We start from the raw sequence: 26,804 nt of genomic DNA on the forward strand, positions 1-26,804 counted from the left end.
ATGAGAATTTCAGATTCAATACTCTCAGCCAACTATCTGGCCTCTCTTAATAAGAATAAGGAGCAGGTCTCGGAACTTCAGACGCAGATAGCCTCGGGTTCAAAGATCAACAAGCCCTCGGATTCTCCGAGCGGGATCTCCCGGGTCTTAAGGCTGCAGGAGCAGCTGCAGAGCGGTGAAACCTATACAAAAAATATTGAAGACAGCCAGGCTTTCATGCAGACCACAGCTACTGTTCTGGAAGGGATGCAGAATGAAGTTCAGGATACACTTGTTCTGTTTACTAATGCCATCAACCCTGTAAATGTTACGAACTATGAGTCTTACGCCAAGCAGATAGACCAGACGATGACTACGCTGATGGATCTTGCCAACAGTGAATTTAACGGCAAATACCTCTTCGGGGGAACCGATTTTTCGTCAAAACCTTACGGCTTAAACGGGACACGGGTTGAACAGAACGTTGCCTCCACGGCTGGTCAGCAGAAAACCAGGATCAGCAAGTACATGGAAATGACAGCCAACATTCCCGGTGCCGACCTCTTCGGAACGCTCCCTGTATCAACTGATCCGGCAGGCGGCACATACAATGATATTTTTAACACGCTGCAGCGCGTAAAAAACAGTTTTCAAAGCGGCACGGCTCCCTCGGACAGTGATGTTAGCGCCGTAAAAGCGTTTCAGGACAGCCTTGCCAAGCAGCTTACAACCGCAGGAGACACAATAAACCGTCTTAGTTCGACGCACGAGCTTACGGACAGCCAGCAGCTTGAATTAAAGGGGCTGCTTTCGAAGGAAAAGGATGTGGACGCGGCCGGGGCTGTAATTGACCTGCAGAACAGGCAGTATTACCTTGAGCTTTCCTATAAAATGTCGTCAATGATTTTACCCAAGTCTCTTCTGGATTACATGTAATGCTGAAAAAACTGGGAGGAATAAACGGACTGATACTCGGGGTACTCTCGATTTTTGGGGCTTTCTTAATTGAAGGAGGCTCCATGAAGGCGCTTTTCCTTCTGCCCCCGCTTATTGTTGTATTCGGCGGGACTTTTGCTTCCGTAATAATAGGTTTCGGGTTTGACAGGTTCAGTAAGATTTTTTCTCTGGGCAGGCTGGCTTATTTTCCTCCGGAGTATGACGTAAAGGGACTGATCTTAAATTTTATAGAGTTTTCAATCATCTGCAGAAAAGAAGGGCTCCTTTCACTGGAGCACCAGCTGGAGAAACTTGAGTCGCCTTACACCAGAAAAATGGTACGCCTGCTTGTAGACGGGACGGATGCCGAGAGCCTTCAGAACATAGCCTACGCGGAAACGAAAGCCATGCAGGAAAGGCATTTGTCAAATATATTTATTTTTACTAAAATGGGTGGTTATGCTCCCACTATGGGAATACTGGGAACTGTAATGGGACTAGTTATGACGCTGGCGCAGGCGGGCGGCGATCCGAACAGCCTAATACACAACATTGCCTCGGCATTCATAGCCACGTTATGGGGAGTTTTAAGTGCGAATCTTATCTGGTTACCAATTGGTGATAAATTAAAGCAATGTCATTTAGAAGAAAAACATATGATGGAGATATCATTGGAGGGAGTGCTGGCTCTTCAGAGCGGCGATATACCCTCGGTGGTGAAAGCCAGACTTATAAGCATGCTTCCCCAAAAAGAGCAGGAAAAAATCCTCGCCAGTTAGAAGAAGGCGAATCCCTGTTCCAGGAAGAGGGCGATAAGGACAGATATCTTATAACTTATGCCGACCTGATTACACTTCTGCTTGGGCTGTTTATAATTCTTTATGCTATTTCGAATGTAGATACTCTTAAATATCAGAAACTGATGAAAGCCGTAGGCAGCGCTTTCGGCATGCAGAATGATGCGGCGCCAACCGGCAAGTTCGGCATAAAGGCTCCCCAGCAGCATTCTGCCGGAAACCTGAAAAACAGCCTGCAGAATCTGGTTGATGAAAACAATCTAAATAACTCCATAAGGCTGGAAGAAAACGAAAGGGGTATAATCATTCACATTCTGGATGACATTCTTTTCCCTTCCGGAACGGCCGAGTTAAATGACAGTTCACGCGTAATTTTAATGAAAATAGCCTCGCTCCTGAAGAATCTGCCGAATGATATCAGGGTTGAAGGGCATACTGATAACATTCCTATCAGTTCGCCTTCATATCCTTCTAACTGGCACCTGTCGGTAAGCAGGGCCTTAAATACGGCATATTACCTGATTAACAAGCAGGACCTATCGCCCGACAAGGTATCGATTGTGGGGTATTCGGAGTACCGGCCTGTAACAACGAATACCACATTTGAGGGCAGGCGGAGCAACAGGCGTGTAGATATTGTAATATTAAACAAATAAAGTAAGAAGATGAAAATTAATACGAATCAATTTGGTGAAGTTGAGTTTGACGAATCTATGATTATCCATTTCAAGGATGGGATCCTTGGATTTGAGAGCTATAAGAAATATCTCTTGATCAATTCCGGCTCGGAGCTGTTTTTGTGGCTTACTTCAATTGATGAGCCGGAACTCGTCTTCCCTCTCTTTTCGACGCGTGTATTGATGGAAGAATACCCCGGGCCGGAGGGATTTGAGGCCTTCGGCATAGTAAAACTCGACCCCGACCCCCTCAAAATTACAGTTAACATGAAAGCCCCGGTATACATAAACCAGGACGAAAAATCGGGATTTCAGAAGATTTTAGATGAAGATGAGCTTCCTATTGATTATATTCTGTTCAAAGAAAATTAGGTGGATGAGCAATGTTAATTTTAACCAGAAAATTGAATGAAGAGATCAGGATCAATGGTGATATTGTAGTGAAAATTGTTGCGCTTTCTGACACACAGGTCAAAATCGGAATTGACGCTCCGGGCGAGGTAAAAATCCTGCGCGGCGAAGTATATGAGAAAGTACGCGATTATGCCATCGAGGCATCACAGAAGAGTAAAGAAAAGCTTTCTGTAGATTTGACAAAACTAAGAGTTAATAAAGTTAAAAAGTAATGGAACAGCAAACAGATAGAATAAGAATTCTGGTAGTTGATGATTCGGATGTTATACGTCACGCACTGAAGACATTCTTTGAAGATTACAATCTTGAAGTGCTTACCTGCACAGACGGCCTGGAAGGACTTCAAAAAGCAGCGGAATTTAAGCCGAACCTGATTTTTCTCGATCTTATGATGCCTAACTTCGACGGGCTCAAGATGCTTCAGGTAATTAAAGTTCTGGATAACTTAAGGCACATTCCGATTATTGTCATCAGTGCAAATACAGACAGGCGCAATGTGCTGGCTGCAGTTGAAGCAGGAGCTGAAAGGGTACTTTCAAAGCCATTGCAGAAAGAGATGATAATTAAGTATGTAAATGAGATTCTGGGCAGTGAAACCCTCTCAAAATCAAAAAAGAAGAAAATAATCTCTGAAAATGAGAAGTCCGACATACAAAAGAGCCTGGTGAGATTTTTCCTGAGCAGCTTTCCCGATAAAAAGAAAAGGATTGAAGAATCCCTTAATGCAAAAAACAAAGACATGCTTAAAATGGTAGTGCACGAGATAAGGGGAAACGGGGGTACAATAGGCTATCAGTCGCTTACAGCCTTAAGCGGCGAAGTGGAGGATAAGCTTGCACAGGGGGAATCCGACTGGTCATTCATAAAGCTCAAGTGCGGACAGATCTTTTCCATGGTCAAAGAAATTGAAAACATCAACATGTCGCAGGATAAAAAGTAATGTTCGTTATTATCGGTTTTGTTGTGGTGCTGGTTTCAGTTCTGGTTGGCTTTACAGTTGCAGGCGGGCAGATTCCGCTTCTGATTCAGCCCGCAGAATTTCTTGTTATCGGCGGTGCAGCCCTGGGAAGTGTTCTTATTACGGCTCCCCTGGCTCTCATCAAAAAAATTATTGCCGCAATCCCTTCTGCAATCAGCTTTAAGGGTTACAGCAAGGAAGATTACCTGGAACTGTTAAAGAGCTTCAACGATCTTTTTCTTGTTGCACAAAGAGACGGCCTTATTGCAATTGAAAAGCACATTGAAAAGCCGGAGGAAAGTGACATACTTTCACGCAACAAGAGATTTATTAACGATAAATTTGCAAAGAGCTACTTCTGCGATACAATGAAGGTCATGCTCTCAGGCGGCGTGCCGCCGCATGAGATTGAAGCCCTGCTGGACACGGAAATTGAAACCTATGAAATGGAAGAAAAGCCTGTTGCAGGTGTTTTAAGCAAGACAGGCGACGCCCTTCCGGGACTTGGAATTGTGGCCGCAGTGCTTGGAATTATCGTTACCATGGGTGCCATCAGCGACGGGGCAGAAACAGTGGGGCACCACGTAGCCTCGGCTCTGGTAGGTACATTCCTCGGCGTACTCATGGCATACGGTTTTGTAGGTCCTTTAGCCTCAAATATTGAGCACAACCTGGAACATAAAATAAGGTATCTGGAGACAATCAAAGCCTGTATAGTGGCTTATGCAAAGGGTAACCCCCCTATTATTGCAGTTGAAATTGCACGCAGGACCATATTTACCGACGAACGCCCTTCTTTCAGCGAACTGGAAAACTATATCAGAGGAAAAAAAGAATAACATATGGGTCTTGAAGAGGGGCAGGGTCCCATAATAATCCAGAAAAAGAAAAAATCTCATGAAGGCCACCACGGCGGAGCCTGGAAGGTAGCCTATGCGGATTTCGTGACGGCCATGATGGCCCTCTTTATAGTGCTCTGGATTTTAGGTCAGAGCGAACAGGTAAAGCAGTCGGTTTCAAGCTACTTCAAGGATCCCGTAGGTTTCAGCAATAAAAAAGGAAAGTTTATCTTAGACGGCAAGGGCCCTTCGCCCGTGAGCCTCAAAGTGCAGTCGGAAATGGCAGCCAAGGAGGTGGAAAAGGAGAGGCTGAACCGCATGGGGCAGGCCCTTTACAACGAGATGTCGCAGGCCCCGGAATTCAAGGACCTGGTTGACCAGGTGAAAATTGAATTTATAGATGAAGGGATGAGAATTGAGATCATGGAATCCTTCAACGACATATTCTTTGAGATAGGCACCTCGGAGCTGAAGCCAAAAGCGCTTTCGATAATAAAGAAAATAGGGGCTGAAGTGTCCAAGCTCCCGAACAAGATTGTAATTGAGGGACATACAGACTCACGTCCATACAGCGGAAACGGCGTAGGATACACAAATTTTGAACTTAGCGCTGAAAGGGCCAATTCAGCCAGGCGTGCCCTTACATCGGCAGGCGTAAGACAGGAACAGATTGACGAGGTACGCGGCTACGCCGACAAACGCCTCAGGGACAAGGAAAACCCACTTGACGTAATTAACCGAAGAATAAGCATCATCGTTAAATATTCAGGGAAATAAAATGGAAAAGAATATCATTATTGTTGAAGACGATCCATTTACACAGGAATTCTACAAGTACCTTTTCTCCAAAACAAAATATAAGACCACTACCATTGAAGATGGTGACCTGCTTATTGAAAAGATCAAAGAGGATAACGTCTGCCTCATCATTATGGATATCAACCTTAAAAATACCTATATGAACGGGGAGAAAGTAGACGGCGTTATACTTTCCCGCTTTATCAAGCAAAACGAGCAGTTTTCCGGAATTCCTATACTTCTGGTTACGGCATACCAAAAAAATGTCGGGCCAAATAACTACTTTGAAGAGAGTCTGGCAGATGATTATATTGTAAAACCGATAATTGATTATAATGATTTGTTGAATAAAGTTAACAAAATGATAGTGGACTAGATGGATAAGGATAAGATACTAATAGTAGAGGACGAGGAAGATACCAGATTTATTCTGGAACGCCTCCTGAGCAAGAATAACTATGAGGTGAAGACTGCCAATAACGGGCAGGAGGCGCTGGAGCTATTGGACAGCTATATGCCGAAGGTAGTTGTAGCGGACTGGACCATGCCTGTAATGGACGGTATTGAGCTTTGCAATATTATCAAGAAAAACGATAAATATAAGCTGATTTATTTCATTCTTCTTACGGCAAGGGCATCTCTGAAGGACAGGGTGACGGGGCTGGACATCGGGGCCGACGACTTTCTTGTAAAGCCTATTGAGAACCAGGAGCTTCTGGCCCGGATACGTTCCGGCATAAGAATTCATAACCTTCAGAATGAACTGAAAAGCATTGAGCATAATAAGGCTTTGGTGGAAATGGCATGTACGATAGGCCATCAGATAAATAACCCCTTAAGCAGCCTTATCATGTCGCTTAAAAGCCTTGAGGCCGAGATGGAGACGGCTAAAATGAAAAAGCCTGACGAGGACTTCTATGTTATAAATGAATCGATTGAAAGGATAAAGAAGTTCGTACAGGCCCTGATCAACCTTGAAAATCCGGAAATAGTAAGCTACACGCCGGACAGCAAAATGCTCAAAATAAACTCCAAATAAATATTCCTCTTTGTTGAACTAGTCTATTTCCTTAAGGAATTTCCCGGCTTCGGCTGAAGGATAATTTGTTTCGAAATAGACTAGTTCATCATCCCCGGTCTTCCTCATTGCCTTAAGAATCCCGTTTTTGCTTACAGATAATAGAGCTTCGGGAAGGTTCTTAAAACCTGCTTTTTCGTGAAAGTCCTTCATATCCACGGCTGAGGAAAACTTAATCTTTGCGATATAAGCGTAGCCTGAAGAGGTTTCAATGGGAAGAATGTACATGGAAAAATTCCCGTAGCGGTCGAACTGATCGCTCCAGGCGGGAAACCCATTCTGGACTCCGAGCTTCCCGTGGAAGAGTTTCAGTTCACCCCTATAAGGCTGAAAAATGTCTTTCTGAAAAAGCATGGGAATTTCAATTGAATCCTGTGCGATTTTACCTGTAATTATCCTTACCAGCTCCTTGGAAAGGAAGATTTCTTCATTTGTCCCGTTATCGTTTATTGCCGAGATGTAGTACCTGTCGCGTGCAGCCACTGTCTGGTAATTTGAAATGCAGTTAAAGCCCGGAAGAGAGTCTGCAGGAGAGCACTTAAAGCGTGAGATTGAAAAGATACCGAATGAGGCCTGCGGGTCCTTCATCCTGTATACTTCAAGCTTAAAGTGATGATTTTTATAATTTACTTCCTGGAGGCGGAGCCTGGAGAATCCGTATTCCAGGTAAACGTCGGCACCACCGTCTATATAGCCCCAGAGAGACTTTCCGTCGAAGTAGTCGTTTCTGAGGATTTCTCCTGACGGTAAATCCTGAGGGTTGATGCCGGGCATTTCATCAGTCTGGCAGAAAGCAGGAGCTGATGCTGCCAGAAACAACAGAATAAAAGCAATAAAAACTTTCTTTTTCAAACTAATCCCTTAAATTGTAATTTTTTCAAGCTGAATCCGTTCAAGTTCAGCCGTTCCCAGGCCAAGGTTCTGCGCAAGATCCATATATTTGCGGGCAGCCGGGTAGTCGGCCTTCTGGATTTTCTCCTCGATTCTTTTCTTCAGGACAATTTCATAGCCAATTCTGTCCAGGGCAACGGGGTCCGTTGAGAAAAGAATGGTTTTATAATCAGCAAAAAACTGCGGTTTAGCCTCGGGGCCACCCTGGAAGCAGCCTTTTATACCGTCTGCAATATTAAGAACGACTTTGTCCCTTAAGGGCGGAAAAGCACAAACCTCGGCGCAGGTCTCGGCCCAGAGCTCTTTATGGAGCCTTGAGGTATTGGAGATACTTCCGAAGGCGAGATTTTTCATGGCAAGTGTAACCGAAGCCCCGGCATTTTTAAGAATCGGGATATTTATAATTTTATCCACCTGCTGGGTTACGATTTTTGTAAAATAGGAGTACTTACCCTCGTTTGTCATATAAGGGATAGTCTCAGCGTCGTACTTTTCCTCCACGTCGGCCCAGTAGTACCAGTTTTTGTCTATCATATCTTCGCTATAGAGTTTTCCGTTTGCGTCGTAGTAGCTTCCCTGTTTATCCTTAAACTCTGTAGCTTTAATGCTGACTCCGGGGAAATTAGCCTCAGTAAAGCCTGCCTGTTCCAGGTCCGGCATTCTTCTATCCCAGATGACAATATTTTTCTTAGGTATGCCCGCTTCCTCAAGCTGGTTAATTACACTTTTTACCACTTCAGTGCTTGTTGAAAGCAGTGCGCCGCCGATCGGGTTTACCTTGAGGCCTATGATGTCACTTTTTTTGACGAACATTTGCCAGGCCGATGGGATGTCGGACTTTCCGGTAAGCTTAAGGATACCCTGTCGCAGCATTTCATCTGCGGCATTAAAATCGATCTTGTTATTTGCGATGCACTTATCGTGTAAGACCTGTACGACTTTGCCGGGCAGGCGGCCGGGCATTGAAAATTCTGTCCTTGGGTATTTCATTGCATCAGCGATATTGGTCAGAGGTTTTTCCAAAAGAACTGACTTTGGGAAAATATCCTTCAGGAGGACGGGAGAGAGTGCTGTTCCCAGGCCTCCAAGAGTAAGGAGCTTAAAAAATTTGCGGCGGTTCATTTGTCTGATCTCTATAAATGTGAGTAAATTGCTGAGAAGGAACAAATAATTAAAAATTAAAAATTAAAAAGTGAAGACAAAATGAATATGATCAATAAAGGATTTTCTTTGTAATTAAATTTAGTTATTAAAACTAAAAATTGCATAAATTTGTTAAATATTTAACTTAAAACTTACAATTCAAAACTTAAAACTTCTCCAGAGAGAAAGGGATGAGCTATGGCAAAAGAGCAATACCGCAGGCCTACAAAAGAGGAGGTTCAGGCGGCAGTAAATAAAAAGGTGCCGGATATAATTGCGCCCGGCCTGAAGGTTCTCTTCTGCGGCATTAATCCCGGGTTGTATACGGCTGCCGTGGGGCATCACTTTGCGCGGCCGGGCAACCGTTTCTGGCCGGTAGTGCATCTGTCGGGTTTTTCGGAAAGGCTTCTATCCCCTTTTGAGGAAAGGGAGCTGCTGAAAAACGGCTACGGCATTACAAACGTGGTTGAGCGTGCAACCGCAGCAGCAGATGAATTAAGCCGTGAAGAATATATTGAAGGGGGAAAGGTTTTAGAGGGCAAGCTTCTTCAGTATAAACCTGAATATATAGCAATACTTGGAGTAGGGGCATACAGGACAGCCTTTAACGTGCCCGATGCCAGAACAGGACTGCAGGAAAAGAAGATCGGCAGCACACGCGTCTGGGTATTACCCAGCCCCAGCGGCCTGAACGCCCATTACCAGAAAAGTGAGCTTGTGGAACTGTTCAGGCAGCTTTACCTTGCAGTTCACGCCAGGGGTTAAACAGAGGCTCTGCATTAAATTTAAGGCTTTTAAAAAGGCACCCCGAAACTTCCCTCGCCGGTTTTACCGGGCTCAGGGGGCATAACTGGTTTATCAAGTATTTTGGATTTCTGGTATTCGCGGTAGAACCTGGGGTATTTTGCCTTAATTGAATCCACCAGGCGGTCCAGTGTACCCTGCAGAAACTCATGCGCATTTATAAAAAGTCTGTCGTGTTCTTTTTTCCAGTTGTTTTTCTCGATTAATGTGCTGCCCGGTCCCTCAGCTGCATAGCCGAAGTTATCCATTGCGTCTTCGCATTCGACAAAAATTTCATGATAGATGCCGAAAGGATTAGGCGCCTGAAGGTATTTCCGGGCGTGTTCTAAAATCCGGCTGCTCTTAAACAAGAGAATATGGTCGCTCTGGTTTTCAAGGTTATCCTCATCTACAGACGATTCTGATATCAGCTCATTGTTTTCAGTCATGACGCCATATGTACTGACTGCTGTGGCGAGCCTGCACGTAAATTTTATCAGGCGGGCTCTTGTGTCTTTATACATGCCTGAAATTTTATTAACGTAACCTTCGAATGTATCCAGTGCCTGGACAAAAGTTGGAAGTGACTGAACAATATCTGTATTGGTGCAAAGCGTGAATTTAACATTATTCAGCATCCGGAATTCATCTTTAAAGCATTCCGGGATAGGGCCATTAGGTTCATCATTCCTTTCCGTCTTCTCAGTTGCGGGTGCTGAGATAAAAAATCTTTCAGGCATCGTTTCCTCTTTAATTTTTTGGTTATAAAATCCCCTCTTAATTGCATTTAAGACTGCCTCATTGGCCCGAAGTAACAATTGCCGGCAGTGTTCTTTCTCTCAGGCTGTGTAATACTTCATCAGTTCTTCCTTAAACTTTGCGTCCTTAAGGCTGGCCGGGTGAAATTCCGGGCTGTTTTTAATTTTCTCCTTAGGAATTCCGATATAGATAGACTGCGCTTCGGCGTCGACCTTTGAGATGAGGATAACAGGGATAAGGACTTTTTTCCCTCCCGGGAGCCAGTTTCTTAAGTTTACGCACAAATATTTGACCTTCCAGTTTGAGTCATCAAAGAGAAGGTCCTCCACGTGACCGATTTCCCCGTCCACAGCATGGAGCCTGAAACCCGTAACTTCCCATGAACTTCTCAAGTGAGGGTCGTAATGTTCTTCGTCGTGTCTAAAGATTCCGTCTTTACTTAGTTCGGATTCAGAGACAACGTCGGAGTAAAAGCTCTCGCTTGTTTCAAAGAAATTGGGCCATCCGTATTCATTAACGAGATAGGCGTTACGGTGGACTTTGATTTTTTTAGTAGAAATGTCGGGGCTCTGTTCAATTTGTTCTTTAGTAAGAACGACCGGGAAGATTTTCTTCTCCGGGTCGGGCTGAAGGAGGTCCTGCGGTTCCAGCAGAACAAACTTGCCATATAGCCAATGCCCGATGTCGGCGATCAGGTATTGAACAAACCAGTCGGAATCGCTGAAATAAAATTCATAGACCTTACCCATCTGCCCGTCTGCAGCGAGGATGTCGTATCCTTCCAGTTCTTTTACGCTATGTAACATGCTGCCCTCCTTGAAGAATTAGCTATTTTGATTCTGCTCACCTGGAGCATTTAAATATATTCAGCTTAAAATGAGCCGGCATGAAAAGGAGTAAGTGGTATATCTACCAGGGAAAGTAATAACTGGGATAAAATACCGGGACTTTCCCATTAAATGTAAGGGCATTGATATTGTGTGTAAAGTTTAACCAAGATAGATATAATTTGCAAGGGATTATGATGTCTCCATTTCCAAAGACAATTACGGATAAATTGACAAAATTATGCGTGATTTCACTCACTATTGGCCAGGGAATATGCTTGTTGCAAGTAAAGAGGGGATTTGATATGTTAAGTCTGAAACTGTGTGGAGTAAACTTTTTATGAGAGTTATTTCAGCTTTTCTTCTGGTTTTGATCTTATCAGGAATTGCCCTGCCGCAGGGAAATGTGCCTCTTAAAAGGCAGAAGGTTATTATTGACTGCGACCTGGGAGGCGATATTGACGACGCTTTTGCCCTGGCACTCATGTTTTCAAGTCCTGAGTTTGAGATCATGGGGCTTGTTATGGAAAACGGGCAGACGGATAAAAGAGCGCAGATTGCCTGCAAGATGCTTTATATGATTCATAAGGAAGAGATACCTGTTGTTGTGGGGCGCGAGACCCCGATGGTTGTAGGGCGGGATACGGGTAAAAGCATCTATAACGACCAGTTCTACTGGGCTGAAGGCTTTAAGGCTCTGAAGCCGATTGAAAAATCTGCACCCGACTTTATAATTGAAACTCTCAGGAAGTATCCCCATGAAGTTATACTATTCACACTTGCACCATTATCAAACATTGCCGACGTAATAAAAAAAGACCCTGAAGCCTTAAGGCTTGCAAAGCACATCTATTCCATGCTGGGATCTTACTATATGGGTTACGACGGGGGCCCAAAGACTGATGCCGAGTGGAACGTCTATGCGGATATCGAGGCGGCAAAAATGTACATGAAAAATGCTCCCGAAAAAGACGGCTCAAACCTCACGCTTGCGGGACTTGATATTACTACAACAGTAAGACTGCCGAAGGAATATATGACAAGGCTCCTTATGCGGCAGTCCCCTCTTACAAACGCCATAACAGGACTTTATTCCCTCTGGGGAGACGGCAATCCGACGCTTTTTGACGCCGTTGCAGTATCCATGGCGATCTGGCCTGATCTTTTTACCACGCGCGCGGCATCCATATCCATTACAGATAAAGGTTATACGGTGGTAAACGATGGGAGCGCGCCCAACTCTTCAATAGGCATTTCAATAAATAAAGATGAATTTATTAAACGCATGATTGATCGCCTGTTAAGGCAGGATCTTGGTTCAAACCGTAATGGAAGGAATATGTGATGAATATGGAACCACTACGTGGTTCTGAAATTATTTTTTCATATTTGCTACAAATAGGTATCCGCTAACGCGGATAGAAAATGTGGCGGTTTTTCAATTTGCGTACCGCGATAGCGGTTCCATATTTGTAGAAAAATGGATTCCAAGCCAATTCAGAACCGCGTAGTGGTTCTATATTTGTAGGGGAAAATTCTTCCATCTTTGGAATCAGTTAATAGAAATTAGTATTTTTGTGGCCGGAATTAAACAATAAAGTTGAATGAAACCTCTTTTGGAGCATGAGCCTTTTATAAACATTCATACTCACAGGGATAACTGCGGCTCAGGTGAACTGTCCTTAATCAATATCTTTGCCGAGGAGTTTGAGTCTTACGCTCTGAAAGAAAGCTGCTTTTACACTGTGGGCCTGCATCCATGGCATATGATGAAAACAGACAGGGAAAAGGCAATTGGAAATGTGAAGAAAGCTTCTATGTATCCCATGGTTAAGGCAATAGGAGAGGCGGGGCTGGACCGTGCAATTGACGTCTCATGGGAAGTCCAGACGGAAGTTTTCATAAGGCACCTGGAGATTGCAGAGACTGTACAAAAGCCCGTAATGATACACTGTGTAAGAGCTTTTTCTGATATAATTGCACTTAAGAAGAAATATAAATTCAGTACTCCCTGGATCATACACGGCTATAACAGTAATCTTCAGACCGCAGGCCAGCTTTTGAAATACGGATGCTATCTGTCTTTCGGAAAGTTTCTCTTCAACACTAATTCCAAAGTGCCGGAGGTGTTTCCTCAGGTTCCAATGGACCGCTTCTTTCTGGAATGCGACGACTCGGATCTAAGCATTGAAAATGTTTATGAAAGAGCCTCGGCACTTAAAAATGTAAGTCTGGGCACCTTAAAGCGCCAGATGAAAGAAAATTTCTTAAAACTGTTTTAGATGGAGAATATGGAAAATACCGCCTGGATGTCGAGGACCGAACTCTTAGTTGGAAAAGAAAAACTTATAAACTTAATAAATTCGCACGTGCTCGTAATGGGTTTAGGTGGCGTGGGCTCCTATGCCGCTGAACTCCTCTGCCGCGCGGGTGTGGGAGAGCTTACAATTGTTGATGGCGACAAGGTTGAATTAAGCAACCGCAACCGTCAGCTTCCCGCACTTAACAGCACTTTGGGCAAACGTAAGGCCGAGGTGGTTTCGATGAGGCTACTGGATATAAATCCCGATCTGAAGCTGAACGTGATAACGAGCTATATTGAAGACAAGGATATGGAAGCGCTTCTTAAAAGTAAAAAATTTGACTACGTTGTTGACGCAATTGACACGCTTTCGCCAAAGGTCAATTTAATTTATCAGTGCATGATGAATAACATTCCCGTTGTAAGCTCCATGGGCGCAGGAGCGAAGTTTGATCCATCGCTTGTAAGTGTTGCCGACGTATCGAAATCCTACAACTGCACGCTTGCCCGGAAGCTGAGAAAAAGGCTCTATAAGCTTGGGGTTTACAAAGGCTTTAAGGTGGTGTTTTCTTCTGAAGAGATCGTTAAAGAGTCGGTTATTATAGATGAGCAGAGGAACAAGAAGTCGACCGTTGGTACGATATCATACATGCCGCCCGTCTTCGGGTGTTTCTGTGCATCGGTTGTTTTGAGGGATCTTCTGGGTGCGGATAGTAAGGCACAGGGGCTGAATCCGCCAGAGACGGCATTCTCCGAAAACTAGTTTGCTGGTTTTGTGTTTTGGCCCTGCGCGGATCTGGGGCTAAAGCCCGAATATTTTTTTAGCTCTTTTCCACGACCTAAAGGTCGTGGCTATTCAGGTCGTGGCTATTCAGGTCGTGGCTATTCAGGTCGTGGCTAGTCATGTCGGAGTTCAGACGAACAATAATATATTGTCCCGCAGTTCTTGCCAGACTTCGGTTTTTGCAAACTCATTGAATGCCTCTTCACCGTTGGGGAAAGAGGCCTTTAGCTGGCCGAATGTAACGCCTTCTGTTGAATTAATATCGGCTTTCAGTGCAGCCTCTTTTAGCCAGGCGGCTGTCCTATGGTCAAGATTCCATTCGGCTGCAACCGAGTTGCCGTGAACCGTTACTACCATCTCCCCTTTCCCAAGTTTTTTTATTACGGGGCTTGAGCCTGTCCAGAGGGCACGCCTTTTGCCGTCGGGCATGTACATGTCTAAAGTGTCGTGAATGAAATTCTTGACGAGCGATTTATCAACGGTGCTTTTGGGCACGCGGAACTCAAACCACTTTGTTACATCCCAGTCGAGCCCGATGCCGTGCATATAGTTGTAAAGCGCCTTGCTTAACCCGCCTGAGAATATACTGTGGTCAATTCCAGAGAGGTCCTTATAGCCGAGGTCGTTATTTGCAAACGGGTTTTCTTTGGATGAAGTCACCTCAACGTTAAACTTTTCAGGAGTCAAAGCAATGGGGCTGTGTGCTGTTAATGAAAACTGGTGCCAGAAGCCCGACTGGAAGAGGTTATGCTTTATGAACTGGCGCACCAGTTCGAGGCTGTTAATAATTTCCTGTGCGGTTTCCGTGGGAAATCCGTACATAAGGTAAGCATGCACCATAATGCCCGAATCCCTGAAGCCGCGGCATACCCGGGCTACCTGGCTTAAGGTGACGCCCTTATTTATGAGACTAAGGAGCCTGTCGTCTGCAACTTCAAGCCCTCCGCTTACGGCAATGCATCCCGAGAGAGCCATGAGGCGAGCCAGGTCCTCCGTAAAAGCTTTCTCAAAGCGGATGTTTCCCCACCAGCTTACGGCAAGATTCCGCCTAAGGATTTCGAGCGATACCTCTTTTAGGAGTGCCGGGGGTGCGGCTTCATCTGTAAAATGGAAGGCTGTTCTGCCCGTCTGGCTGATCATGTCTTCCATCCAGTCGACAATTGTTACGGCTCTGGCCGGGGAATATCTTTTTATATAGTCGAGGGATATGTCGCAGAAAGTACATTTATGCCAGTAGCACCCGTGGGCCGCGGTGAGTTTGTTCCAGTAGCCGTCGGACCATATCCTGTGCATCGGGTTAAGCATTTCTGTAACAGGGATGTACTTTGAGGCATCAATACCCTCAAGTGACGGAGGGAACATATCCTCATGGCTGAGGTTTTTCTCAGGAGCGTCATCCTTGAAGGTGAGCTTCCCGTTTTCTCTTAAAAGTGTGCGGACAAACGAAGAACTCTCGCCCCGGAGGCTTTTTATGATATTTAATAAAGGGAGCTCCCCGTCGTCATAGGTTATATAGTCCGCAAAGTCAAATATCCTTTCATCCCTGAGCGTTCTGAGCTCAGTATTGACGTAGCCCCCGCCAAAGATAATTTTGATTTTGGGGTAACGGGATTTTATAAATTTTGCCGAGACCAGGGCTCCAAGCAAGTTGCCGGGGAAAGGAATTGTAAAGCCCACAACGTCAGGCCCATAGGCCTCAATTTCTTTTTTAAGCTCTTCAATAATCATTTCTTCAATTAAATTCATGGGGCGCTTTAATTCATTTAAGAGGGGATCAAAGTGCGGGGGGCTCTGCGCTATTTTTTCCGCGTAGCGGCTAAGGCGGAAGTGCGGCGTTATAGTCCTGCTTATTATGTCCGTGATGTCGTCGATTAAAAGTGAAGAGTAATACTTTGCCTTATCCTGCAGGCTGAAATATCCGAAGGCGCCTTTTTCATCCGTTTCCCTTGAGAATGCCTCCCCCTGCGGCAGGAATCCGTCCTGAACGATTCTATAAGCAAGGTTGGGATTTTTCCCCTGTAGGAAATTTATCACCGGATCTATCGTGCTTACATATTTATTGCGGAGAGCCAGTGCCCTTTTAACCACGTCATCTTCACTTCCAGCAATGCAGGAGAATATCCTTTCCAGTCCCGGCCTGGAAAATAACTTCAGGGCTGAGGTGAGGGAAAGGTCAAACGTCCTGGCCTCAATCCCCCGTGACCTTAAGAATCCCGAAAGCTGCGGTGCAGAGGGATAAGGGGTATTGATCTGTGAAAAAGGGGGAATTATGAGTAAAACTTTCATTAAATATCTCAAAGCAATTTTAAGGAAAAACTTCAGGAAAAACTATGAATAATAAAGTTTTCAATCAAGGAATAAGCGTTTTCTGTAAGCAAAGTACTTACAGTAAATTCAGAAAATACCCTATGTTTTATTTGTTTTGAGGGGTTTAATTTTGATTAAGTGCAGAAAGAATGGAAATGGTATTGTGCATGTGTTCTAATATAAATTTTATTTCAAATTAATATTAGAGAAACTTATGAACGATATTGAAAAGAAAAAGTATGGTATGTATGAAGACGTACTGAATCTGCTGACAAGAAATATAGATCTTTCTTTGGGGCTTGGGCCGGCAGCTTTTCTGATGACAAGGCTGCGCAGGGTTATGGATGAGATTGAGCAGACAGATAAAGACGCATCGTCAATTGTTCTGGATGCAGCTGCTGAAAACGCGGCAGGAAGAGACGGTTTGATAGCTGACCTGGCAGCGGTTTCTTCGGCGCTTTTTAATTTTTCCAGGCAGTCGGGCAACGTGGAATTAAGGGACAGGACAAGGTATAACCAAAGCTATCTTATGCGTTTATCGGACTTAGAGCTGTTAAATAAAGCCGAAGCTCTCCGGATGCTGGCACTGAAATATGTAGCTGAAATAAGGCGCATGGGCATTACGCCGAACACAATTCACAACCTGGGCTTAAAGATAGAGTATTTCAGGAGGTCGCTGGAAAAAAGGGTATTAAATTCAGGCGCTGTTTTAGAGAACCGCCAGATGTCTGAACTTTTTTCAATTGCAGACGGGATCCTTGAAAGTACGGATAAGCTTATAGATCCGCTTTCGGGTGATTTTGAAGAGTTTTATGAGAAATATGTTTATTTAAGGGACTTTGAAAACCAGGATGGCCGGAAAGCCTTATGGGGTTTAGAGGAGGATGAGAGGGCGAATAATTAATTGAATAAGGGCAATTCAATTAAATAAGGAAAGGGCAAAGTAAGCTTTGCCCTTTTCCCGTTTAATGCGTGAGTATGCATTATTTTGTCTTGTTCATTTTCCAGTCTTCCAGGTCTTTTATCTGGCTTTCATTTTCACTGATCATCTTTTTTGCCATTTTTATCAGTTCGCTGTCTTTCCCCTTATCCAGATATTCATTTGCCATATCGATTGCGTGCTGATGATGAATTACCATCATTGAGGCATAATCCTCATCCTGGTTGCCTGTCATTTCCATGTTCTGCATTTTATCCATCATTTTTTGCTGCGATGATCCGGTCATATCCTGCATGTCTTTTCTCTTCTGCATCGAGGTATCGTTCATCTGTCCGGTTCTCATGCCTGTTTGTGACTGGTCGGTTTTGACAAATTTCTGCAGGTCCTGAATTTCATTTGTCTGGTCTTTAATCACCTTTTCTGCCATTGAAATTATTTTCTGGTCCTTGCCTTTGTTGACTTCCTCCTCGGACATTCTGACAGCGCCCTTGTGGTGCTGGATCATCATTGCGGCAAAATCCTGGTCCGGGTCCCCGGTCTTCTGAATGTTCATCATGCTGTCGCGCATCTCTCCCATCATGGCTTTCATATCGCCATGGGACTGCATGCCGCTCTGGTTCTGGTGTATCATACCGGTATCTGCCGGCATATCCTTATTCATCTGATCTTTCTCCTGAAGAGAAAGGCTGAAGGCGGCATAGCTTTGGGTGCCCGCAGCAAACAATAAGCCTGCAATCATAACAACGGTAAAAAGTAACCATCTTCCTGACATATCTCTTCCTCCTAATGTTTTATAAGTCATGCAAAAATAGGATAATAGCATTAGCGCCAAATGTCAATGCATTAACTAAAGCATGTGGTAAAGAAGATGAGTGCTGCCGGATGTGAATACTTTTCTTCACTTAAATTGTGAGGTTATTTTGATATAATGAATAGGATAACCTGAAAAGAACCTTATGAATAAAGAAACAGAATTTATTAACGGCATTAGTACAAAAACCTCACCGGGAAACCCCTTTAAGAATTTCTTAAAGAGGCTGGGCCCCGGAGTTATTACCGGAGCATCGGATGACGATCCGAGTGCAATAGCCACATTCTCGCAGGCGGGAGCGCATTTCAGTTTTAATCTGCTCTGGACGGTTCTTTATACATATCCCCTTAAGAGCGCAACGCAGGAGATCTCGGCCAGGATAGGGCGCGTTACGGGGCGGGGGCTGGCAGGCAATATGCTGAGGTATTATCCTCCGTGGATCAGCATAATAATAACTTCTTTAATGATCATTGCAAACGTTATAAATATCGGCGCCGACATTGCGGCCATGGGAAGCGCAATGAATCTTCTGATCGGCGGGCCTGAGATAATCTACTCCATATTACTTGCCGCGCTTTCGCTGGTGCTGCAGGTATTTATTCCATATACAAAATATGTAAAGATACTCAAGTGGCTCTCACTTGCCCTGTTTTCCTATATGTTTACGGCGTTTATTGTGGACGTTGACTGGAAAATGGCACTAACGGCAACGGTTGTTCCTGAGCTCAGGTGGGACACAAAATTCCTGGGTGCCGTTGTTGCCGTACTTGGGGCAACAATAAGTCCTTATCTTTTTTTCTGGCAGGCAAGCCAGGAGACCGAGGAGGTGAACACCACGCCTGAAGAGGAGCCTCTTAAGGTTGCCCCCCGTCAGGCGCCGGAGCAGATGAAAAGAATAAAAATTGATACGTACCTGGGCATGGCGTTTTCGAACATAATTATTTTCTTCATCATTGTAACTACGGCAATGACGCTTAACACGCAGGGGATAACAGAAGTAAACAGCGCCGCTGAGGCAGCCGGAGCGTTAAAGCCCCTGGCAGGGCGCTTTGCTTCCCTTCTTTTCAGCGCCGGGATAATAGGAACGGGAATGCTTGCAATACCGATACTGGGAGGCTCATCGGCATATGCAATCGGCGAACTTTTCAAGTGGCCCGTGGGGCTGGAGCAGAAGCCTTTCCGCGCGGTTAACTTTTACCTGGTGCTCAGCGTGGCCACGCTTCTGGGGCTGGCCCTGAACTTTACGCCAATAAACCCTATTCAGGCACTAATCTGGGCCGCCACAATAAACGGGCTTATTGCGGCTCCGGTAATGATAATAATGATGCTTATGTCATCAAACAGAATGGTTATGGGGAGGTTCATTATTCCTGCGGGGCTCAGGATTGGGGGGTGGGTTTCTGTTGCACTAATGACGCTTGCGGCACTGGGGCTTATTTATTCGTGGGTGGTGTAAGGTAAGCCCATAAAAAAAGCTCCTTAAACTAAGGAGCTTTTTTTTGTTCAGGTGTTCTTCCGCAGAATGATCTTAAAGGTTGTGCCTTCAGGCCCCGTATGCTTTACATAAATCTTGCCCTTGTGGTAATCTTCAACTATTCTTTTCGAAAGGCTTAAGCCAAGTCCCCAGCCGCGTCTTTTCGTGCTGTAGCCCGGGCGGAATATGTCTTTTTTCCTTTTAGGGTCTATGCCTTTACCTGTGTCCTTTACGTCTATTTCGGCGTTCTTGTGGGTTTCGGAAACATAAAATGTTATGCCTCCCTTTTTCCCCTCAATTGCGTCCAGGGCATTTTTAATCAGGTTTTCAAGCACCCATTCAAAGAGTTCGGGGCTCAGCCTTGCGCACACGTTTTCATTCCCCTCGATTTTCAGCTGAACGCTTTTGCCGATCTGGGGGAGGCGGCGTTCAAAATACTTTGTCGTCCTTTCGATCACTTCGTAGAGGTTGGCTTCCTTAAGTTCCGGATTAGATCCGATCTTGGAGAAGCGCTGTGTGATCTTGTTCAGGCGGGCAAGGTCGTTGTTGATTTCTTCGGAGATGTCCAGAACCTTATCGGGGTTATTGTGGCTTAGCTTCAGGATTTCGCTCCAGCCCATGAGGCTTGAAATGGGAGTGCCAAGCTGATGGGCTGTTTCCTTGGCCATGCCGACCCAGATGTTGCTCTGCTCATTCCGTTTAATATAGCTGAAGCTGATATATCCGATAATGATGAACATTGCGGCAAAGAGTATCTGAAGGTAAGGATAGTTCCTGAGCTGGTTTATAAGGTCGGAGTCGCCGTAGTGGATCTTGCCGAAAATGATCGAATCGTTGTATTTAATTACGATAGGGGGATTTATGGCATCCATTTCATTTATCTTTTTATAAAGGAACTCCTCCTGTTCGGCCGGGGTCTTTGTAGAATCGAGCGTGAGGTTGCGGTAGCCGGACTTATTCTTCAGGTTTACCTTGTCCTGTGTATCGGTCAGTATAATCGGGAAATCGATCGGCTTTATTACATTTTCAAAAATGAAGGTGAGGTTAGTGGAAGTATCCTCCGTATTGGCAAGATACTCCAGGCTCTTTGCATAAAGCTCCACAATCTGCTTTTCCTTCTGCTGAAGCTTTTCTACGATCATGCGCGTATAGAAAACAGTGCCGAAGGCAATTACCAAAGCTATGGCAAGCAGTATGATTTTGATGTTTCTGGTTCCGGGGCCGCCCGACATTTTCATTCGCTGTATTCCTTATAAAAGCTATCCAGTGCATCCAGGACCGAGCGGGCTATCTTTTTCTGGAAGTCGTCCGTCTTAAGAAGCCTTTCCTGTTCAGGAACGATCATAAATGCAGGTTCAATTAGTAATGAAATTGATTCCGGGATACGGGACATATAAAGGTTATCCCAGTAAAGTCCGAAATCCTTCAGCTTAATATTCTTAAGCAGGTTTTTGTGTATCATTTTTGCAAGCGGAAGCGCCTGCGGATAATAATAGTAAACCGAACTGCCGTTATGAACTAAAGGATCCACCCCCTGCGGCACGGCATTATTGTGCATGCTTATTGATACTTCAGGATCAAGGGAGTTAACCACGGCTTTTCTTTGCGTTAAGGGGAGGCTTTCCCCCTGTTTATGCGTCATGTAAACCACGGCTCCTTTATCCTCCAGCATTTCTTTTAACTTCAAGGAAATTTCGTAATTAACGTCTTTTTCCTTTATACCCCTGGGTCCTACGGCCCCGTATTCGGGCGTATGGCCGGGATCAATTGATATAACACGCCCTTTAAGCTGATTGTTCCGGAATATTGAGGCGCTGATTTTCTTTGCCGGCTTATTAACTTTAAGTTTCAGAATGCTTCCGTCGTATTCGGGTTTATAGCCCCAGTGAGTCTTCTGATTCAAGAATATTTCAACCTTAAGGACGCCGTCAGAAGGCTGAGAATGCTTGATTTCCTTTATAAAATCGCACTTTTTGTCGTAAAACACCCAATCGATCTCGGACCTTACGTTATAGAGCGTCACTTCAAGCCTCTGAGGGCTGGTGTATTCTGTTACGTTAAAGGGTACACGTTCACTAAGGCTGAATTCCACTGACGTACAGCGCTCAGAATCTTTGGTTCTTATGATCGGTATTGAGCTCTGGGGCACCTTGCCGCCCGGAATGTAATTAACTGAATTTTCAGGAATATAAACAGATTCGCCCTGGGAAAGTTTTGCCCTCAGCCAGCGGCCCTCTTTGCCGGTAACTTCAAGCCTGGTGCCTGCGTGGAGAAAAAGCTTATATCCGGCAGCAGGGGCATATCTTCCGACAACGAGGTTGGGATCGGGCTTAATTTCCACTATAGGGTGCATGGCGCTGTTTAAGGTTGAAACCGTGCCTGAAGGGCTCCAGTTAAGAGTTCCGAGCTTAGGGTGGACAAGCGTAACTGTAATTTTTGCGTTACTGAGCGTCCTGTCGGCAGAAAAGTGCCCTTCATAGACGCCTTTTATTGTGTCGCCCTTCGTTTCCAGGCCGTCTCCGAAGACAGCTTCACCCCAGTAGTAAGAGTTAACGAAGCGGGTTTCCTCCATGGGGAATTTCTCCTGACCCTCTCCCACGGTAAAATAAGCCTTGCAGTTTGGGGTAGCTTTTATACGGACGTTTACGTTTTCCCCCTTTCCAATCCAAAGGGTATCCGAAGGGGTATTTGTCCATTCTGTGTCCACCGAGAGGGAGTCCTCGCCGGAAGTCCTGAAGGGGAGCTTAACGGTATAGGTCCTGTTAATTATTTTCGAGTCCTTGCCTGAAGTTATTTTAACTTCAATTTTGCCTTTATTAAAGCCCGAGCTATCCTTCTGATTTAAGAGAACGATGGGGGCGTAGACCAAGAAGGCGCCGTCCTCATCCACAGAAGCCGCGGCCCCGTTTACAGTTACGCGGGAGTTAGCGGGTGTGACGATGCCCGTAAAGTAGAAGGGTCTTCCGTTTAATTCCAAAACGCGGTTTGTATCGGGGAATGACATTTTAATGGAGATCTTGCCATTATCCCGGGCCAGTACAAAATTAAAAGCGAGCAGGAATGAAAAAGAGAGAATGAGAAATTTTTTCACAGATGATATTCCTTGAATTTACATGAGTTATGGGGAAGATGAATGTGCCCGAACGGGGCAAATCCTGAAATAAATACGGATGTTAATATGCGGGAATTATTTGAAAAAATAAACAGGAACATGCCGCGGCTCGGGGGCGGGGGTGGAAATGAAAAATGCCCCGGGGTGCGGGGCATTTTATGAACTAATATTTGGAATAACTCTGCTTAGAGAACTATTGTCTGTGCACGCTTGGCGCCGACGGAAATGAGGCTGATCTTAAAGCCGCAGTAGCTCGATATAAATTCCAGGTAATCCTTTGTGGCCTTCGGGAGGTCATTGTAGGTCCTGGCCTGTGATATATCGCTCTTCCAGCCCGGAAGGGTCTCATAAACGGGCTTAATGCAGTCGAGCTGGTCAACGTCATTCGGGAAAGCTTTCAGCATTTTACCCTTGTACTCATAGCCAACGCAGACCTTAATTTCGTCGAAGCTGCTTAAGACGTCGAGCTTTGTAATTGCGGCCGAGTCAATTCCGTTTACCATGGTGGAATATTTGACCAGAAAAGCGTCAAACCAGCCGCAGCGCCTCGGGCGTCCTGTTGTAGCGCCGAATTCAGCGCCGATTTTCCTTAATTTCTCGCCGTCTTCGTCCAGAAGTTCTGTTGGGAAAGGCCCTAAGCCCACTCTGGTAGTATAAGCCTTGACAATTCCTATTACTGAATCGATCTTTGTAGGCGGAATTCCTGTTCCTGTACATGCACCTCCTGAAGTCGGACTTGAGGATGTTACGTATGGATAGGTCCCGTGGTCGATATCAAGCAGGGCTCCCTGGGCGCCTTCCAAAAGGACAGACTTTCCTTCTGCAATGGCATTATTTAAGAAAACCGGGGTGTCTTTTACGTATTTATCTATTCTCTTGTCGAATTCCATATATTCGGCAATAATGGCCTCAACGTCCAGTTCCTTGTGATCATAAACCTTTTTTAGAAGGTTATTTTTCTCAGCCAGGTTTTCCCTGATTTTTCTCTCAAGTATATCTTTATTTAAGAGGTCAACAATTCTGATCCCTTTTCTTGCATACTTATCTATATAGCAGGGTCCAATGCCGCGGCCTGTAGTTCCAATTTTATTCTGTCCGCTTTCGCTTATTGAATCCAGAAGCTTATGGTACGGCATGATAAGATGTGCGTTATGGCTGATAAAAAGGCGCCCGTCTATTTTTATGTTATTTTTTTCAAGAAAGCTGATTTCGTCCAAAAGGGCCTGCGGATCAACTACGACGCCGTTACCAATTACGCAGGTTACGTCTTCCCTTAAAATTCCTGACGGGATAAGGTGAAGAATGAACTGCCTGTCACCGATTTCCACGGTGTGTCCTGCATTGGCTCCGCCCTGATACCTGGCCACAACCTCGTACTTTTCGCTCAGTATATCTACAACTTTGCCCTTGCCCTCATCGCCCCACTGGCTGCCGACTAAAATTGACACACTCATTTTAACTCCTGTTTCACTCCTAAATTATATGCATAAAAAAACTCCGAATGAGCTATCCGGAGTTCACAAAAATACTCAAAATGTAATAATTCTATCGCCAGAAGACTACTTGCTATAGCTCTTTACGGCTTCCTCAACAGAATCATAATTTTCAAAGATAGTTACCAGCTTTGTAATCATGAGCAGGCTGTAGATCTTTTCAGTAGCATTTGCCAGGACCATGTTACCGCCGGCATTCTTCATTGTGGTATAACCACTAATAAGCATTCCAAGACCGGAACTGTTCATAAACTTAACTTCGGACAGATCAATAATTACATGCAGCTTCTTTTCTTCAACCAGTTTGTGCAGAATATCGCTCAGTTCAGCAGCTTCGGGTCCGCCCATAACGTTGCCCTTCAGCTCTACAACTACTGCTCCGTACTGTTCGTTGGTTTTGATTTTCATGAATGCTCCTATTTATTAACTGATTAAATTTACTCTATTAGGCCAATTTTTGCAAGCAAATTAAAAGATTTTGTTGTTATTTTTATAGAATTCAGATAATTTTTGGCTGAACAATAAAAAAAATAGCTGCGGGAAATTTTTCACATTATTTATTGGATAAATTTCTTAGTTTTAAGCAGCAGGTTTCTTTCAGGGGGCCGGAGGAGGTACGGGGTATTCTGTCTCAACGGAACAATAATTAATAAGTAGCGTCTAAATTAATGGATTTAACAAAAGATGAAGTCGGCCTGAGTCACGGTTCAGCATCAAATACAGATGATGACTTTGCGCTGATAAAAAGATTTATTGACGGGGATGAATCCTCCTTCAGGGTGCTGGTTTTAAGGCATAAGGACAAGGTGCGGAATCTTGTGTTTCTGACCGTGGGCAACCGTGAGATGGTGGACGATATCTCGCAGGACGTATTTATTACTGTTTTTAACAAGCTGAAAAGTTTCCGCTTTGAGTCGCAGTTTACAACCTGGCTTTACAGGATTACCGTGAACAAGTGCAAGGATCAGCTGAGAAAACAGCGCATCAGGAGCATTTTTGTTCCGATGAAGGATACCGAAGAGGAATTAGGCGGCATGAGGCATGAAGCCGAGTACGTGGATACTACGGAGATTGTGCAGCAGGCCATACAAAAGCTGCCTGAAAAGCTGAGGGTGCCTCTTCTCATGAGGGAAATTGACGGCCAGAGCTATAAGGAAATTGCCGATTCTTTGGGATGTGAAGTGGGAACCATTAAGTCCAGGATCTTCAGAGCAAGAGAAAGCTTAAAATATCTGCTGCAGCCTTTTGAACGTGATTTGATGATATAAGATTTTTTTTGTTGTTTTCCTTCCTCTGTTCTGATTTATCTTTCTTTTTTCTGAAGACTTCTGCTTAAAAAAAGTGTTCCCTTATTATTCTTCCATTATGAAAGCTGACTATGGCAAAACAGAGCAAATATAATCTAAGAGGAATACTTTTCTCCAAAAAAGCCATGTCCCTGGCGGGTCTGATGGCACTTACAATTGCGCTTACGTTTTATTTTAAGGTAAATAAATTCCAGGATTTTTTTGAGGCGCAGAAAGGGAGCCTCTTAAGCTTTTACACCAAAAGCCTGAAGCCGCTTTTCTTAGGCCGTGAGGTCACAAACGAGGACATATTTAACTTTGCTTTTTATCATGAACTTCCACTCGACCGCCAGAACCGGCAGTATCTGCAGCTGGGAGTAGACACTTTGGGCAAGCAGTACGTGGAGTTCAGGGATGTTTCAGCGGTTCAGAAGACCAATAACCTGGAGGCATTCAGCAAAAACATGGAGCTGAACCCCCGGCAGCGCCATCAGATGGATTCTATTCTCAGTTCATACGGTGAAAAGATTAAGTCGCAGATACTTGTAAACGAGAACAATACAGTTGCCATAAATGAAAACCTCTGGAATCTTAACAAGGCCCTCTTAGCCGACCTGTTCATGTTTGCCTCAAAGGCCAACAGGGCGAAATTCAAAGAGATGGGTCCTTCCATGGCGGAGTTTACGGACAACCCGCAGCTCTCCCGGATGGTATCGGAGGTTAAGGAAGCTGACGTCAACCGTTTTATTTTCGTTACAAAAGACTCAATCTTCTCGCACGACTATAAATTTGACATGGAGCAGTACAGGAAGGATGCAAAGCAGTCGAAGCGTGATGCCGCGGAGACAGACAAGGACATCAAACTGCAGATGAAGTTTGAAAAAGACTACGCGAAGAACATGAAGAAAAACTCAAAGAAGCTTCCAGACAGGCAGTTTATGATCTACATGGATTCGACGCGTTTCCGCATCAGGGTGCCTGAAGTCCCCCCGGTTACTCCTGAAATCCCGGACATGGAAGAGATTGCAAAGCAGATTGAAATGGCCACAAGGCAGCTGAAACATTTTAATATAAAGATGAGACCTCCTGTTGTTCCCAACGGAAGGCACAGTAAGACGCCTCAGGTGCCTGATGTGCCGGCGGAGGATAAAGAGGAAGCCACAGACTATTTTGAACTGAATATTGATCTGCCGGACGTGGATTCAATTATTGAAGAAAGCCTGAAAAAAAGCGGATTTAATGAGGACGGGATTAAAAAACTCCGCCGGCATCCGGATTCGCCTTCGTACGTGCAGGGAGGGCTTGACAGCCTTAAGCGCCTGGAGCTAAGGGAAAGCATGAAGAAAGTAAGGGAAGAGCTTAAAAAACTTAAAAAAGTGAACAAACAAAAAACGGAAAACAGAGAGCCTTAAATAA

Annotated in this window: 27 protein-coding genes and 1 pseudogene; 18 read left to right on the forward strand and 10 right to left on the reverse strand. The window is 44.7% G+C overall.

All coding sequences use genetic code 11. The features are described from left to right. The 10 genes and pseudogenes from HF312_01915 (at position 1) to HF312_01960 (ending at position 6,437) form a co-directional block, all read left to right on the forward strand. Positions 1 to 915 (forward strand): hypothetical protein, encoded by a 915-nt coding sequence (locus HF312_01915; protein MCU7518941.1) that lies wholly within the window; start codon positions 1 to 3, stop codon positions 913 to 915. Further along, a complete protein-coding gene (locus HF312_01920; GenBank protein MCU7518942.1) occupies positions 915 to 1,694 on the forward strand; it encodes a chemotaxis protein MotA in 780 nt (259 codons plus the stop codon). The genes HF312_01915 and HF312_01920 overlap by 1 nt, the downstream gene beginning before the upstream one ends. Positions 1,695 to 1,774: 80 nt before the next feature. Continuing rightward, positions 1,775 to 2,368, forward strand: a pseudogene (locus HF312_01925) (OmpA family protein). A 9-nt stretch (positions 2,369 to 2,377) separates the two neighbouring features. After that, a complete protein-coding gene (locus tag HF312_01930; GenBank protein ID MCU7518943.1) occupies positions 2,378 to 2,761 on the forward strand; it encodes a flagellar assembly protein FliW in 384 nt (127 codons plus the stop codon). 11 nt (positions 2,762 to 2,772) lie between these two features. Next, on the forward strand, positions 2,773 to 3,015 hold the full coding sequence (csrA, locus tag HF312_01935) for a carbon storage regulator CsrA (GenBank protein MCU7518944.1): 243 nt from the start codon (positions 2,773 to 2,775) through the stop codon (positions 3,013 to 3,015). Continuing rightward, complete coding sequence (locus HF312_01940) at positions 3,015 to 3,743, forward strand: response regulator (protein MCU7518945.1); 729 nt, start codon at positions 3,015 to 3,017, stop codon at positions 3,741 to 3,743. Before csrA ends, HF312_01940 begins: the two co-directional genes overlap by 1 nt. After that, positions 3,743 to 4,600 carry a flagellar motor stator protein MotA gene (motA, locus tag HF312_01945; GenBank protein ID MCU7518946.1) on the forward strand — a complete coding sequence of 286 codons (858 nt, stop codon included), beginning with the start codon at positions 3,743 to 3,745 and terminating at the stop codon, positions 4,598 to 4,600. The genes HF312_01940 and motA overlap by 1 nt, the downstream gene beginning before the upstream one ends. Positions 4,601 to 4,603: 3 nt before the next feature. Further along, positions 4,604 to 5,377: an OmpA family protein gene (locus tag HF312_01950; GenBank protein MCU7518947.1), complete on the forward strand. Its 774-nt coding sequence runs from the start codon at positions 4,604 to 4,606 to the stop codon at positions 5,375 to 5,377. 1 nt (position 5,378) lies between these two features. Next, a complete protein-coding gene (locus tag HF312_01955) occupies positions 5,379 to 5,774 on the forward strand; it encodes a response regulator (protein ID MCU7518948.1) in 396 nt (131 codons plus the stop codon). Further along, on the forward strand, positions 5,775 to 6,437 hold the full coding sequence (locus tag HF312_01960; protein MCU7518949.1) for a response regulator: 663 nt from the start codon (positions 5,775 to 5,777) through the stop codon (positions 6,435 to 6,437). It abuts the gene before it with no gap. 18 nt (positions 6,438 to 6,455) lie between these two features. On the opposite strand, the gene HF312_01965 is transcribed toward HF312_01960, so the two are convergent. Together HF312_01965 and HF312_01970 are read right to left on the reverse strand one after the other, a co-directional pair. Beyond that, positions 6,456 to 7,328 (reverse strand): hypothetical protein, encoded by an 873-nt coding sequence (locus tag HF312_01965; protein ID MCU7518950.1) that lies wholly within the window; start codon positions 7,326 to 7,328, stop codon positions 6,456 to 6,458. Between the two features lie 9 nt (positions 7,329 to 7,337). Then, on the reverse strand, positions 7,338 to 8,489 hold the full coding sequence (locus HF312_01970; GenBank protein MCU7518951.1) for a DUF362 domain-containing protein: 1,152 nt from the start codon (positions 8,487 to 8,489) through the stop codon (positions 7,338 to 7,340). A 219-nt stretch (positions 8,490 to 8,708) separates the two neighbouring features. Here HF312_01970 and mug point away from each other — a divergent pair, with 219 nt between their 5' ends. Beyond that, complete coding sequence (mug, locus tag HF312_01975) at positions 8,709 to 9,275, forward strand: G/U mismatch-specific DNA glycosylase (protein MCU7518952.1); 567 nt, start codon at positions 8,709 to 8,711, stop codon at positions 9,273 to 9,275. Positions 9,276 to 9,304: 29 nt separating this feature from the next. Here the strand turns inward: mug and HF312_01980 are convergent, their stop codons facing one another. Together HF312_01980 and HF312_01985 are read right to left on the reverse strand one after the other, a co-directional pair. After that, complete coding sequence (locus HF312_01980; protein MCU7518953.1) at positions 9,305 to 10,033, reverse strand: hypothetical protein; 729 nt, start codon at positions 10,031 to 10,033, stop codon at positions 9,305 to 9,307. Positions 10,034 to 10,132: 99 nt separating this feature from the next. Beyond that, complete coding sequence (locus tag HF312_01985; protein MCU7518954.1) at positions 10,133 to 10,858, reverse strand: PRC-barrel domain containing protein; 726 nt, start codon at positions 10,856 to 10,858, stop codon at positions 10,133 to 10,135. 361 nt (positions 10,859 to 11,219) lie between these two features. Between HF312_01985 and HF312_01990 the strand changes: the two genes are divergently transcribed. From HF312_01990 to HF312_02000, 3 genes are all read left to right on the forward strand, one after another. Beyond that, complete coding sequence (locus tag HF312_01990) at positions 11,220 to 12,224, forward strand: nucleoside hydrolase (GenBank protein ID MCU7518955.1); 1,005 nt, start codon at positions 11,220 to 11,222, stop codon at positions 12,222 to 12,224. A gap of 259 nt (positions 12,225 to 12,483) precedes the next feature. Continuing rightward, complete coding sequence (locus tag HF312_01995) at positions 12,484 to 13,161, forward strand: TatD family deoxyribonuclease (GenBank protein MCU7518956.1); 678 nt, start codon at positions 12,484 to 12,486, stop codon at positions 13,159 to 13,161. Positions 13,162 to 13,170: 9 nt separating this feature from the next. After that, the gene (locus HF312_02000; GenBank protein MCU7518957.1) at positions 13,171 to 13,944 is read left to right on the forward strand and encodes a tRNA threonylcarbamoyladenosine dehydratase; all 774 of its coding nucleotides are present in this window, start codon (positions 13,171 to 13,173) and stop codon (positions 13,942 to 13,944) included. Between the two features lie 150 nt (positions 13,945 to 14,094). Here HF312_02000 and HF312_02005 read toward each other — a convergent pair whose 3' ends face one another. Further along, positions 14,095 to 16,251 (reverse strand): radical SAM protein, encoded by a 2,157-nt coding sequence (locus tag HF312_02005; protein MCU7518958.1) that lies wholly within the window; start codon positions 16,249 to 16,251, stop codon positions 14,095 to 14,097. Between the two features lie 235 nt (positions 16,252 to 16,486). On the opposite strand from HF312_02005, the gene HF312_02010 reads away from it, so the two are divergent. Further along, positions 16,487 to 17,176 (forward strand): hypothetical protein, encoded by a 690-nt coding sequence (locus HF312_02010; GenBank protein MCU7518959.1) that lies wholly within the window; start codon positions 16,487 to 16,489, stop codon positions 17,174 to 17,176. Positions 17,177 to 17,255: 79 nt separating this feature from the next. Here the strand turns inward: HF312_02010 and HF312_02015 are convergent, their stop codons facing one another. After that, on the reverse strand, positions 17,256 to 17,984 hold the full coding sequence (locus HF312_02015) for a DUF305 domain-containing protein (GenBank protein ID MCU7518960.1): 729 nt from the start codon (positions 17,982 to 17,984) through the stop codon (positions 17,256 to 17,258). Positions 17,985 to 18,168: 184 nt separating this feature from the next. On the opposite strand from HF312_02015, the gene HF312_02020 reads away from it, so the two are divergent. Beyond that, positions 18,169 to 19,479 (forward strand): divalent metal cation transporter, encoded by a 1,311-nt coding sequence (locus HF312_02020; GenBank protein ID MCU7518961.1) that lies wholly within the window; start codon positions 18,169 to 18,171, stop codon positions 19,477 to 19,479. 47 nt (positions 19,480 to 19,526) lie between these two features. Here the strand turns inward: HF312_02020 and HF312_02025 are convergent, their stop codons facing one another. The 4 genes from HF312_02025 to HF312_02040 form a co-directional block, all read right to left on the reverse strand. Beyond that, complete coding sequence (locus tag HF312_02025) at positions 19,527 to 20,735, reverse strand: HAMP domain-containing histidine kinase (protein ID MCU7518962.1); 1,209 nt, start codon at positions 20,733 to 20,735, stop codon at positions 19,527 to 19,529. Beyond that, the gene (locus HF312_02030; protein ID MCU7518963.1) at positions 20,732 to 22,588 is read right to left on the reverse strand and encodes a hypothetical protein; all 1,857 of its coding nucleotides are present in this window, start codon (positions 22,586 to 22,588) and stop codon (positions 20,732 to 20,734) included. Before HF312_02030 ends, HF312_02025 begins: the two co-directional genes overlap by 4 nt. Positions 22,589 to 22,794: 206 nt before the next feature. Then, positions 22,795 to 24,063: an adenylosuccinate synthase gene (locus HF312_02035; protein ID MCU7518964.1), complete on the reverse strand. Its 1,269-nt coding sequence runs from the start codon at positions 24,061 to 24,063 to the stop codon at positions 22,795 to 22,797. Between the two features lie 105 nt (positions 24,064 to 24,168). Then, a complete protein-coding gene (locus tag HF312_02040; GenBank protein ID MCU7518965.1) occupies positions 24,169 to 24,510 on the reverse strand; it encodes an STAS domain-containing protein in 342 nt (113 codons plus the stop codon). A 260-nt stretch (positions 24,511 to 24,770) separates the two neighbouring features. Between HF312_02040 and HF312_02045 the strand changes: the two genes are divergently transcribed. Then, positions 24,771 to 25,370: a sigma-70 family RNA polymerase sigma factor gene (locus HF312_02045; protein MCU7518966.1), complete on the forward strand. Its 600-nt coding sequence runs from the start codon at positions 24,771 to 24,773 to the stop codon at positions 25,368 to 25,370. Between the two features lie 110 nt (positions 25,371 to 25,480). Then, on the forward strand, positions 25,481 to 26,800 hold the full coding sequence (locus HF312_02050; protein ID MCU7518967.1) for a hypothetical protein: 1,320 nt from the start codon (positions 25,481 to 25,483) through the stop codon (positions 26,798 to 26,800). Positions 26,801 to 26,804 lie beyond the last annotated feature (4 nt).

This window comes from Ignavibacteria bacterium, from assembly GCA_025612375.1.
GTDB lineage: Bacteria > Bacteroidota > Ignavibacteria > Ignavibacteriales > SURF-24 > JAAXKN01.